We start from the raw sequence: 12,285 nt of genomic DNA, 5'->3' as shown, positions 1-12,285 counted from the left end.
CACCTTAGCTGGCGTGGGCAAGTTCCGTTGCAATCTGCAACTTTGAAGAGGGAATATTTCATGGCCAATCTGTTCGAGCCGGTGCAGCTAGGGGCGATCCATGCCCCAAATCGCGTGCTGATGGCGCCGCTCACCCGCGCCCGCGCCACCCGCGACCATGTGCCGACGCCGATCATGGCGGACTATTATCGCCAGCGCGCTTCGGCGGGCCTCATCATCAGCGAGGGCATCGGCGTGTCGCGGCAGGGCCTGGGCTGGCCCTATGCGGCGGGCCTGTGGTCCGCCGAGCAGGTCGAAGGTTGGAAGCTGGTGACGGCGGCGGTGCATGAAGCAGGCGGACGGATCTTCGCCCAGCTTTGGCACATGGGACGGCTGGTGCACAGCAGCATGACCGGCGAACAGCCAATATCCTCCAGCCCTGTCACCGCGCCCGGCCATGCGCACAGCTATGACGGCAACAAACCCTATGAGCAGCCGCGGGCGCTGGGCATCGAGGAGATTCCGGCCCTTGTCCAAACCTATGTGACCGCCGCCCGCAATGCCATCGAGGCGGGGTTCGACGGCGTGCAGATCCACGGCGCCAATGGCTATCTGATCGACGAGTTCCTGCGCGACGGCGTCAACAGGCGCGAGGACGCCTATGGCGGTCCGCCGGAGAACCGCGTCCGCCTGTTGCGGGAGATCACGCAGGCCGTCGCCGACGCGATCGGCGCGGACCGCACGGCCGTCCGCCTGTCGCTGAACGGCGATTCGCAGGGCACCGACGACAGCGATCCCGCCAGCCTGTCGCTTGCGGTGGCGCAAGCGCTGGACCCGATCGGCCTCGCCTTCCTGGAGCTGCGCGAATTGCGGACAGACGGCACGCGCGGCGCCAGCGACGTGCCGCGCCAATCGCCGCTTATCCGCCAGCATTATCGCGGGCCGCTGGTCCTCAACAGCGACTATGACGCGGCGCGCGCCCAGGCCGATCTGGACAGCGGGCTGGCGCAGGCGATCAGCTTCGGCCGACCCTTCATTTCCAATCCCGACCTGCCGGAACGGCTGTCGACCGGCGCGCCGCTCAGTCCCCTGCGGCAGGAGACGCTCTATACGCAGGGCGCGGAAGGCTATGTCGATTATCCGGCGCTGGAAAAGGTTGCCTGAACGAAAAAGGGGCCGCTCCATCGGGCGGCCCCTTTCCGGTTCGCGATCCTGCTGTCAGGCGCCGAATTTCTCACGCAGGGCGAGCATGGCCATGGCCGCCTTGGCCGCTTCGCCGCCCTTGTCCTTTTCCTGCTTTTTCGCCCGGGTCAGCGCCTGGGCCTCGTTCTCCACCGTCAATATGCCGTTGCCGATGGGGATGCCGTCCATGCTGAGCGCCATCAGGCCGCGCGCGCTTTCGTTCGACACCACTTCGAAATGATAGGTTTCGCCGCGGATCACCACGCCGATGGCGATGAAGCCGTCATAGCGGCCGGTTTCCGCCGCCAGCGCCACCGCGCCGGGGATTTCCAGCGCGCCGGGAACCGTCACCACTTCATATTTATGCCCCTCATCCTCCAGCGCGGCGACGGCGCCTTCGATCAGCAGGTCGTTGAGATGCTCGTAGAAGCGCGCTTCGACGATCAGGAATTTTGCCATGGATAGGGTTCCTTAAAGCTCGATCGGCCGCTGCCCAACCACGGCCAGGTCATAGCCGTCAAGCGCGATCAGGCTGTGATGGGTGTTGCTGAGCAGGATCATGTCATGAACGCCCAGCTCCGCCAGGATCTGCGCCCCCACGCCATAGTCGCGCAGTTCGTCCATGCCCGTATCGGGCTGGCCGGCATGGTGGCGCAGGCTGCGGCTGACGAAATCGCTCGGCACCGGAACGGTGAGCACGACGATGATCCCGGCGCCTTCGCGGGCGATGATGTCCATCGACCTGGCAAGCAGGCCGTTGCGCGGCCCGGTCGAACCATAGACGTCGTCCAGCAATGACAGTTGATGCATGCGGACCAGCGTGGGCTCGTCGGGCACGACATGGCCCTTTTGCAGCACGAGCTGTTCGGTCTGCGTCGCCTTGTTGTAGAAGCTGATCGCCTTCCAGTCGCCGCCCCACTGGCTGTTGAAGACGGTTTCGGCGCGGCGCTCCACCATATGGTCGTGCCGGCGGCGATAGGCGATGAGGTCGCGGATCGTGCCGATCTTCATCCTGTGCTTCTGGGCGAAGGGGATCAGGTCGTCCAGCCGCGCCATGGTGCCGTCGTCCTTCATCACCTCGCAGATGACGCCGGACGGGTTGAGCCCGGCCAGCCGGGCGACGTCCACCGCCGCCTCCGTATGGCCGGTGCGGACCAGCACGCCGCCGTCCTTCGCCACCAGCGGGAAGACATGGCCCGGCGTCACGATGTCGTCGCGCCCCTTCGACCCGTCGATGGCGACGGATATGGTGCGGGCGCGGTCGGCGGCGCTGATGCCGGTGGTGACGCCCTCGCGCGCCTCTATCGACACGGTGAAGGCCGTTTCGTGGCGGGTGCCGTTGTTGCGGCTCATCAGGCCCAGGCCCAGATGGTCGACCCGTTCCTTGCTGAGCGCGAGGCAGATGAGGCCGCGGCCATGGGTCGCCATGAAGTTGATCGCGTCGGGCGTCGCCATCTGCGCCGGGATGACCAGGTCGCCCTCATTTTCCCGGTCCTCGTCGTCGACCAGGATGAACATGCGGCCGTTGCGCGCCTCGTTGATGATCTCTTCGGGGCTGGCGAGCGCGGTACCGCCCTCGCGCCGGGCGAGATAGCCTTCCAGCTTGCCGAGCGTTTCGGCGGTGGGGTTCCAGTCCGCCTCGCCCAGCCTGCGCAGCGAATTGGCGTGAAGGCCCGCCGCGCGCGCCAGGCCGGATCGGGACATGCCGCCCTCCGTGACCAGCGAACGGACGGTATCGATAAGGGCTGACGACATGCTAACGACTCCTTCCCCAGGACGGGGTGGAGCGGCATATCACATCAAGATGTGATTATGGCAAGCGATAATCACATTGAGGCTGCGCGAAGGCTCTGCATCCGGTCCAGATAGCGCGCCAGCACGTCGATCTCCAGGTTGAAGGCGCGGCCGGGCGTCAGCCTGTCGAGCGTGGTCGCGGCGGCGGTATGCGGGATGATGTTGAGGCCGAAATGCACGGAGCCGTCCGCCTGGTCCTCGACCGTGTTGACGGTCAGCGAGATGCCGTCGACCGTGATCGATCCCTTGGCCGCCAGCGCGGGCGCCAGTGCGGCGGGCGCGGAGATGATGAGGCGCGTGGAATCGCCTTCATGCGCGGCGGACACCAGGGTGCCGATGCCGTCGACATGGCCGGTGACGATATGGCCGCCCAGTTCGTCGCCGACCTTCAATGCGCGCTCCAGATTGAGGCGGCCGCCCAATTCCCACAGGCCCGGCGCGGTGCGGGCGACGGTTTCGGCCGACAGGTCGACCGCGAACCAGTCCGCGCCCTTTTCCACCACCGTCAGGCAGGCGCCCGAACAGGCGATGGACGCGCCGATGGCGACCGTTTCCATGTCATAGGCGCAGCCGATCACCAGGCGCAGGTCGCCGCGCTGTTCATGGGTGCGGATAGTGCCGATGTCGGTGATGATGCCGGTGAACATGGGAAGAGCCTGTTGCTTGTGGTGTCCCGAAGGGCGATGCTTTCCGGGGTGATCTAGGCGTTCCGGCTGCGCAGGTAAACCTCCAGCCGATCATTGCCCAGCCGCCGTTCGTCGTCGAGCCGCCAGCGGCCATGCGCCCCGGCCAGATCGGTCAGGCCGATGTCGCCCACGCCCGCCAGCCCCGCGCCGATCAGGATCGGGGCGCGATAGAGCAGCAGCCGGTCGACCAGATCGGCGCGCAGGAAGGCGGCGGCGGCCTGCGCGCCGCCCTCCACCAGCAGATGGTCGACCTGCGGCAGGGCGGCGATATCCTCCGGCGCGGCGATGGTTTCCCAGCCGCCGGGCGCGTCGCCATGGCTGAGCAGCACGCGCCGGGGCGAGCGGTCCTCCAGCCCCAGCAGCCGCACGTCCAGCCGGGGCGCGTCGGCGCGCAGCGTGCCGCCGCCCACCAATATGGCGTCATGCCGTGCCCGCTCCATATGGGCATGGGCGCGGGCTTCGGGGCCGGTGATCCAGCGGCTGCTGCCGTCGGCCAGCGCGATCCGGCCGTCGAGCGACAGGCCGAGCTTCAGCGTCACCGCCGGGCGGCCTAGGGTCTGGCGCAGCACGAAACCGCGCATCGCGGCGGCGGCTTCCCCCGCCATCAGCCCCATGTCGACGGCGACGCCGTGCTGGCGCAGCCATGCGGCGCCCTGCCCGTCAGTGCGCGGATCGGGATCGCGCAGGGCGATCACCACCCGCCGCACCCCGGCGCGGGCCATCCGGTCGGCGCAGCGCGGGCCGCGCGGGGAAAGGTGGAAGCATGGCTCCAGCGTCACATAGGCGGTGGCGCCGCGGGCGCGGTCCAGCGCCTCGTCCAGCGCCTGCGCCTCCGCATGGGGGCGGCCGCCCCTCTGCGTCCAGCCGCGCCCGACGACATGGCCGTCCTTCACGATCAGGCAGCCGACATTGGGGTTGGGCGTGGAAAGGCCGCGTCCGCGTTGCGAGAGGGCGATGGCGGCGGCCATGTAACGCCGGTCCTGCGCGGGATCGGCGGGGGCCAATATGGGTTCAGATCGGACGGTTTTGGATCGGGCGCTCAGGGCTGGGCCGCTCCGCTCTGGGTGGGGGCGGGGGCGGATTTTTCCGTGGCTTCGGCCTTGGCCAGACGCTGGTCGAGTTGCGCGTTGATCTGCTTCAGCGCTTCCTTGCGGCGGGCGGTGTTGCGCGCCTCGTCCTTCTTCCAGTCGATGCCGAAAATATCGGCCACGCCCTGCATTTCCCTCTGCCGCTTCTGGATCGCCGCCTCGCGCTTGGCGAGGTCGATCTTCTGCTGCAGGATGATCGCCGCGTCGGTCCGGTTGGCGTCCCAGCTCTGCACATAGAAGATCTGGTTGCGGGTCGGCATGGTGTTGGTGTTCGCGTCGACGATGAAGGCCCAGATGATGACCCAGGTGAACGCGACGGACAGGCCGAGCAGCGGCCATTTATGGGGCCGGTTCTCGCGAAAATAGCTCCACAGGTCGCTCATCGCGCTCTTGGGAGACACCGGACGGGGAAAGATCGCCATGCCGCCGATATAGGGGAAGGCGGGGCCGGATGCAAAAGCGCTGTCGCCTGCGGTCATGTTCCGGCCCCTTTCCTTCGATTTCAGACGTCCGCCAGCCGGAAATGGACGGTCAGCACCTTGGTCGAACTGACCGGCACGCCGTCCCGAGTCGCCGGACGGAAGCGCCATTTGCGCAGGGCGTGGCGCTGCGTGGCGATCCAGAAGGCCTCGTCGGCCGCCGACAGCCGCTCTATGTCGATGACGCGCCCGTCGGGGCCGATGGTGACGCGGACCACGACCTTGCCCTCCATCCCCTGCCGGATCATCGCGCCGGGATAGTCGGGCTGGAACGCCGCCAGCGCGCGGGGATCGATGCTGGCCTCCGCCAGGACGGGTTCGGGAAGCGGCGGGATGATGGGCGGAGTGATCGTGCCCGTGCCGGAATCTCCGGTGGGATGATCGTCGGCCTTCGCCGTGAAGCCGCCCTTGATGACCGTGTCGACGATGGGGTCGGAGACGGTGGTCGGTTGCGAACGGGCCTTGGGCGGGATTTTGCTGTCCGTTTCCGGGGCCGCTTCTTCGGGCGGCGGCGGGGGCGTTTCGGGGACGGCATAGGTCGTGAACGGAGAGCTGCGGAAGGTGTCGATCACCTCCTTGGGCATCAGAAGATAGGCGCCAAACACCAGCGCATGCACGGCCACCGCGCCGCCTATGCCGATGGGGGAACGCCTGCCGCCGCTATAACCGGAAATGGTCTCGCCGCCTGCCGCACCCGTGCTGATCCACTGCATATCTGCCCTCCTGTGGTTCGCTTCCTCTTCGAAAACTGATGTGTAACGTTACAACATATTTCTATGATATGTTGCAACATTAAATTTAAGGCGCGGGGAGAGACGTGCTGCGGGATGTTGCTGGCCGTTTAGGTAGAAAGCTGACCCATCCTATTCCTCCCCATCGGGAGATGGGGAGGGGGACCGGCCGAAGGCTGGTTGTGTGCGTCAAGTTCTGCAAATTGGCGGTCATGGTGCTGGTCATGCGGCTTTGCGTAGTTCGGTTTTCTTCTGCTCGCGCAGTTCGTCCATATTGAGGTAGCGGTTGGCTTCGAGCCAGTTTTCGTGGGTTTCGACGGCGAGTGCGCGGACCAGGCGCAGGCAGCTGGGGGCGTTGGGGAATATCCGCACGACATAGGTTCGCCGCCGGATTTCCTCATTGAAGCGTTCGAGCATGTTGGTGCTTTTCATGTGCTTGTGATGCCTGCGTGGCAGCCGGTAGAAGGAGAAGGTCTCCTCGATCGTCTCCTCGGCCCAGTCGGTGAGCCTGGGATATTTGGCGCTCCATCGGGCGAGCCACTGGGCGAGATCGGCGCGGGCCTCGGCGAGGTTGCGCCGGTCGTAGAGCCAGCGCAGTTCCTGCAGGCAGTCGTCGTCGGCCTTCCTTGGCAAGTGATCGAGCGCGTTCCTCAGGAAGTGCACGTAGCAGCGCTGGTATGCGGCGCCGGTCAGCACCTCGCGGATCGCCGCGCGCAGGCCGGCATGATCGTCGGCGACGACGAACTCGGTGCCATGCAGGCCCCGGTCACGCAGGCGCAGCAGGAAGTCCTTCCATGACGTGGCGCTCTCGCGATTGGCCATCTCCACGGCCAGTATCTGCCGCCTGCCGTCCCAGTCGATGCCGATCGCGATCAGCACCGCCTGGCTTCCAACCACGCCGCCTTCGCGCACTTTCTCGTAGCGGGCATCAAGGATCAGATAAGGGAACGGCTCGTCGAGGCGGCGCTGGGCAAAGGCCGCCAGGCTGCCATCGAGCTTCTTGTTGATCGCCGAGATCGTCGAGGCCGAGAAGGCATGGCCGCACAGCTCTTCGGTGATCGCCTTGACCTTGCGCGTCGAAACGCCCTGGACATACATCTCGGCCAGCGTCGCCACCAGCGCCTGCTCCGACCGCTGGTAGCGCTCGAACAGCTCGGTCGAGAAGCGCCCGGCACGGTCCTGCGGCACCCGCAGCTCCAGCTTGCCGACCCGCGTCACCAGCGTGCGCGGGTAATGCCCCGAACGGTAGCCGAGCCGCGCATCGCTGCGCTCGCTCTTGCCCGCGCCCAGCGCCTCGTCCATCTCGGCTTCCAGCATCGCCTGCATCACGCTGCGCACAATCTCGCGAAGCGCATCCGGCTCCTGCGCCAGCAACTCTTTGACAGCGGATACAGCAGGCTTAATCTCGGTCCTGGTCATGGCGGGTCTCCTCGGTGACGTTGAACATCACCAGCCTGCCATGACCGCCTCGCTCCTCAAGCGATTTTGCAGAACTTCACGCACACTACCCGAAGGCTGGTGGAGGGGAATGGGGCACGACCTCCGAATTTCCCCTCCACCACTCGCTTCGCGAGCGGTCCCCCTCCCCACGCTTCGCGTAGGGAGGAATTAATGTCCGCTCATGGCCCAATCCCGCTTATCCTAGGGTGTGTGGGGATTCAGTTCAGGGCGCGGCGAAAATAGTGGAATTCGAGAACCGGCGCGGAGCGTACTTCAGTACGTGAGCACCGGAAGCGCAGAAAGCCGCTATTTGCAGCCCGCCATGGGCTGAATCCCCGCACACCCTAAAGCAGCGTATCCACCGCATGGATGGCGAGCCCCACCAGCCCGCCCACCAGCGTCCCGTTGACGCGGATATATTGCAGGTCGCGCCCGACCGCATGTTCCAGCCGGCTGGTGACGGTGCCCGCATCCCATCCGCGCACCGTTTCGCTGACCAGCTTGACGATGGAATCGCCATAGGCCGCGGTCGCCCCCACGGCGGCGCGGCGCGCGAAGCGGTTGATGAGGAAGCGCAGCCGGGCGTCCCGCTGCAGGGTCGCGCCAAGCTGGTGCAGCGCCTCCCCCAGCCGCCCCGCCATCGCCTTGCCGGGATCGCGCACCGCCCGCAGCAGGCCGCTCCGCGCCTGCTCCCACAGGCCGTCGATCCAGCGCTGCATCGCCGGATTGTCGACGATCTCGTCGCGGATGCGCGCCACGCGGGCCTGCATCTCCAGGTCGAATTGCAGGTCGGCGGCGAGCTTCGCCAGCCCCTCCTCCGCCTTCAGGCGCAGGCTGTGGCCGGGGTCCTGCGCCATGTCCGCCAGCAGCTTGCGCAGCCCGTCAATGATCGCGTTGGACAGATTCTCGTCCAGGCCGGTCCAGCGCAAAATCTTGCCGGAACGGTCGTGCACCATCTGGCGGATCAGATGGTCGTTGGCCTCCAATGTCCTGTCCGCCCACAGGATGATGCCGTCCATGACCGGCGCATGGCGGCCGTCGCGCATCGCCGCCTCCAGCGCCTGGCCGATCAGCGGCGCGAGGTTCATGGCGCGCAGCCTTTGCGCGATGGCGCCCTTCACCATGCCGCCCAGCCGTTCCTGGTCCAGCGCCTCCAATATGTCGGCGGCCAGGCGGGACGCGCCCTCCCGCAGCCGCCCGTCGCCGCCGGAGGGGCTGGCGAGGAAGCGCCCGGCCGCCGCCGCCATGTCCAGCCGCTGCATCCGCCGCGCCACCACGGCGGGGGTCAGGAAATTGTCGCGCAGGAACAGGGCGAGCGTGTCGCCGATCCGGTCCTTGTTGCGCGGGATGATCGCGGTGTGCGGGATGGGCAGGCCCAGCGGATGGCGGAACAGGGCGGTGACGGCGAACCAGTCGGCCAGCCCGCCGACCATCGCCGCCTCGGCAAAGGCCTGGACGAAGCCGACGGCGGGGTGGAGGTGGACCGTCGCCCGCGCCGCCAGGAACAGCGCCGCCATCGCGATCAGCATGCCCGTCGCCGCAATCCGCATGCGCCGCGCCGGATGGACGGGGCTGGCGGCGGGACGGGGCGGGGCGAGCATCTTCATGACCAGCCAACGGTTACGCCGCCGTTTCGTTCAGGCAAGCGCTTCTTTTCGGTGGGGTGCGGCGGGATGGCTTTCAAAATCCTCCCCATCTCTCGATGGGGAGGAATCGGACAGGTCCGCCTTCCTATTCCGCCGGTTGCGCGGCTCCGGCGCGGTCGTCCCCCGGCTTGTAGGTCAGCAGGCGGCGGCCCAGGCGCGGGCCGACCCATTCCTCTATCCCCAGCGCCAGGCTGAAGGTCGCGGGCACGATCACCAGCGTCAGCACGGTTGACAGGATCAGGCCGCCGATCACGGTGATGCCCATCGGGGCCCGCCATGCGCCGTCGCCGCCCAGCGACAGGGCGGTCGGCACCATGCCCGCCACCATCGCCACGGTGGTCATGACGATGGGCTGGGCGCGCTTGTGCCCGGCGTCGATGATCGCCTCCAGCTTCGGCACGCCCTTGCCCATCTCCTCCAGCGCGAAGTCGATGACGAGGATGGAGTTCTTGGCGACGATGCCCAGCAGCATCAGCAGCCCGATCAGCACCGGCATCGACACCGGATTGCCGGTCAGGTGCAGCGCCAGCGCCCCGCCCAACGGCGCCAGCAGCAGCGACCCCAGGTTGACGAAGGGCGGCATCAGCCGCTTGTAGAGCAGCGTCAGCACCGCCAGCACCAGCATGATGCCGGAAATGACGGCGATGACGAAATTCTGGATCATCTCCGCCTGCCACTTGCTGTCGCCGGTGTTCAGCTTCTGCACGCCCAGTATCTTGCCGGCGGCGATGGCCTTCATGGTCGGCAGGGCGTCGATCTTGGCCATGGCCTGGCTGGTGACGATGCCCGGCGCCAGGTCCGCGCCCACGACGATGCGGCGGATCTGGTTGTAACGGCGGATCTGCGTCGGCCCGGCGCCGAATTCGATGTCGGCCACGACCTTCAGCGGCACGGAACCGCCGTTGACCGTGGGCACCGGCATGTTCTGGATCGTCGCCAGATCGCGCCGGCTGTTTTCCGCCACCGCCACGCGGATTGGGATCTGCCGGTCGGACAGGGAGAATTTGGCGCTGTTCTGGTCGATGTCGCCGATTGTCGCGACGCGGATCGTCTGGCTGAGCGCGGCGGTGGTGACGCCCAGGCTGGCGGCCAGGTCGAAGCGCGGCTTGATGACGATTTCCGGCCGGTTCATGTCGCCCGCGACCCGCGGCGCGCGGATTTCATGGATGCCGGCCATTTCCGCCACCAGCTTGTTGGCGGTCTGTTCCAGCTTCGCCGGATCGTCGCTGCCGAACATGATGATGATGTCGCGGCCGAAGCCGCCGCCCGACTGCGACTGGAAATTGACGCGGGCGTCGGCCACCTGCTGGAATTGGGGCGCGATCTTGCGCTCCCACTGGACGGAGGAGATCGGCCGGTCCTTCTTGAGCGTCAGGAAGATGTCGGCCCCTGTGGTCTGGATGTCGGCAAAGGCGGCCTCCACCATGTCCTTGTCGGCGGCCAGCATGTCGGCCACCTTGCGCGTGATCGCCGTCGTCTGCTGCAACGTGCTGCCGGGCACGGTTTCGATCTTCACCTGGCTGAAATCGGTGTCGATCGTCGGCTGGAACGACATGGGCAGCGTGCCGAAGGCGAAGATCGTGGCGACGAAGGCCAGGAAGCCCATGCCCATCGTCCAGATGCGATGGTCGCGCAGCCAGGCGGTGAAGCGGGCCATGCCGCCCCGCGCGCGATGGGCGATGGCCTTGCGCTCGTCCAGCGACCAGCGCAGCACCGCCATATAGGCGTCCATCATCCAGCCTTCGCCATGGCTTTCCTGACCATGCGCCTTCAGGAAATAGGCCGCGATCATCGGCGTGATCAGGCGCGCCACGGCCAGGCTGAGCAGCACGGCGACCACCACGGTCATGCCGAACTGGATGAAGAACTGGCCCGAAATGCCCGGCATCAGCGCGACGGGCAGGAACACCGCGACGATCGCCATGGTGGTCGCCAGCACGGCGAGGCCGATCTCGTCGGCGGCGTCGATGGAGGCCTGATAGGCGCTTTTGCCCATGCGCATGTGGCGCACGATATTCTCGATCTCCACGATGGCGTCGTCGACCAGCACGCCCGCGACCAGGCTCAATGCCAGCAGCGAGATGCCGTTCAGCGTGAAGCCCATCATGTCCATGAACCAGAAGGCCGGAATCGCGGACAGCGGAATGGCCAGCGCGGAAATCATGGTCGCGCGCCAGTCGCGCAGGAACAGGAAGACGACGACCACGGCCAGCACCGCGCCCTCGATCATCGCCTGCATGGCGCTGTGATACTGGCCCTTGGTATATTCGACGCTGGTGTAGAGCTGCTTGTACTGGACCTTCGGATTTTCCTTCCGAAGCTGGTCCAGAACCTTCATCGCCTCGTCGAACACGGTGACGTCGGACGACCCCTTGGCCTTTTCCATGCTGAAACTGGTCACCTGCCGCCCGTTCATCAGGGACAGCGAACGCTGTTCGGCATACATGTCGCGCACGTCGGCCAGGTCGGCCAGCTTGACGGTGCGGCCGCCGGAAATGGCGATCTGGGTCTGGCCCAGCGCATAGGCGTCGCGGGCGTTGCCGAGCACGCGGATCGCCTGTTCGGCGCCGGCGATCTCGGTCCGGCCGCCCGCCGCGTTTAGGTTCACCTGCTGGAGCTGCTGGTTGACCTGGCTGGCGGTGATGCCGTGCGATTGCAGCTTGGTGGGGTCCAGGATGACGCGGATCTCGCGGGAAACGCCGCCGCCGCGCTTGACCGCCGCCATGCCCGGCACGGCCAGCAGCCGCTTCGCCACCGTATTGTCGACATACCAGGACAGCTCCTCCAGCGTCATGTCGGTCGCTTCGGCGCTGAAATAGGCGATCGGCCCGCCGTCGATGTCGACGCGGCTGACCTGCGGCTCCAATATTCCCTCTGGCAGGTCGCTGCGGATCTGGTCGACGGCGTTCTTCACATCGTTGACGGCGCGGTCGACGGGCGTTCCGATCTGGAACTGCACATTGGTGTTGGACTGGCCTTCCGATACCCAGGACGTGATCTCGTCCACGCCGCTGATGCCGCGCACGGCGGCTTCGACGCGCTGCGTCACCTGCGTTTCCAGCTCGGTCGGCGCGGCGCCGGGCTGGCGCACGACGACGCTGGCCATGGGGAAGCTGACGTCGGGATTCTGGTTGACGTCCATCCGGCTGAAGCTGACCAGCCCGGCCAGCAGCAGCGCGACGAACAGCACGATCGGCGGCACCGGGTTGCGGATGGCCCAGGCGGAGATATTGCGAAAACTCATGACGGCTTCCTCGCCT

General features: G+C 66.8%; 10 protein-coding genes. 1 reads left to right on the top strand and 9 read right to left on the bottom strand.

Features of this window, described 5'->3' with window-relative positions:
- Positions 1-60 precede the first annotated feature (60 nt).
- The gene (locus Sj15T_RS15270) at positions 61-1,143 is read left to right on the top strand and encodes an alkene reductase (protein ID WP_013038923.1); all 1,083 of its coding nucleotides are present in this window, start codon (positions 61-63) and stop codon (positions 1,141-1,143) included.
- A 54-nt stretch (positions 1,144-1,197) separates the two neighbouring features.
- Here Sj15T_RS15270 and ribH read toward each other — a convergent pair whose 3' ends face one another.
- The 9 genes from ribH to Sj15T_RS15225 all read right to left on the bottom strand — a co-directional run bounded on the left by ribH (position 1,198) and on the right by Sj15T_RS15225 (position 12,269).
- Complete coding sequence (gene ribH / locus Sj15T_RS15265) at positions 1,198-1,620, bottom strand: 6,7-dimethyl-8-ribityllumazine synthase (RefSeq protein ID WP_007686994.1); 423 nt, start codon at positions 1,618-1,620, stop codon at positions 1,198-1,200.
- A 12-nt stretch (positions 1,621-1,632) separates the two neighbouring features.
- Positions 1,633-2,916, bottom strand: coding sequence for a 3,4-dihydroxy-2-butanone-4-phosphate synthase (ribB, locus tag Sj15T_RS15260; RefSeq protein ID WP_007686996.1), 1,284 nt, complete (start codon positions 2,914-2,916; stop codon positions 1,633-1,635).
- 71 nt (positions 2,917-2,987) lie between these two features.
- On the bottom strand, positions 2,988-3,602 hold the full coding sequence (locus Sj15T_RS15255) for a riboflavin synthase (RefSeq protein ID WP_013038922.1): 615 nt from the start codon (positions 3,600-3,602) through the stop codon (positions 2,988-2,990).
- Positions 3,603-3,655: 53 nt separating this feature from the next.
- A complete protein-coding gene (ribD, locus tag Sj15T_RS15250) occupies positions 3,656-4,648 on the bottom strand; it encodes a bifunctional diaminohydroxyphosphoribosylaminopyrimidine deaminase/5-amino-6-(5-phosphoribosylamino)uracil reductase RibD (protein ID WP_269076462.1) in 993 nt (330 codons plus the stop codon).
- 32 nt (positions 4,649-4,680) lie between these two features.
- Positions 4,681-5,208 (bottom strand): hypothetical protein, encoded by a 528-nt coding sequence (locus tag Sj15T_RS15245; RefSeq protein ID WP_013038920.1) that lies wholly within the window; start codon positions 5,206-5,208, stop codon positions 4,681-4,683.
- Positions 5,209-5,231: 23 nt separating this feature from the next.
- Complete coding sequence (locus tag Sj15T_RS15240) at positions 5,232-5,921, bottom strand: energy transducer TonB (protein WP_013038919.1); 690 nt, start codon at positions 5,919-5,921, stop codon at positions 5,232-5,234.
- A 240-nt stretch (positions 5,922-6,161) separates the two neighbouring features.
- Complete coding sequence (locus Sj15T_RS15235; protein WP_007684572.1) at positions 6,162-7,358, bottom strand: IS256 family transposase; 1,197 nt, start codon at positions 7,356-7,358, stop codon at positions 6,162-6,164.
- 365 nt (positions 7,359-7,723) lie between these two features.
- The gene (locus tag Sj15T_RS15230) at positions 7,724-8,986 is read right to left on the bottom strand and encodes a DUF445 domain-containing protein (protein ID WP_013038918.1); all 1,263 of its coding nucleotides are present in this window, start codon (positions 8,984-8,986) and stop codon (positions 7,724-7,726) included.
- Between the two features lie 124 nt (positions 8,987-9,110).
- Positions 9,111-12,269: an efflux RND transporter permease subunit gene (locus tag Sj15T_RS15225; RefSeq protein ID WP_013038917.1), complete on the bottom strand. Its 3,159-nt coding sequence runs from the start codon at positions 12,267-12,269 to the stop codon at positions 9,111-9,113.
- Positions 12,270-12,285: the final 16 nt, after the last annotated feature.

The organism is Sphingobium sp. TA15 (assembly GCF_037101235.1).
Taxonomy (GTDB): domain Bacteria; phylum Pseudomonadota; class Alphaproteobacteria; order Sphingomonadales; family Sphingomonadaceae; genus Sphingobium; species Sphingobium indicum.
This window is presented reverse-complemented; position numbering and strand designations above follow the sequence as displayed.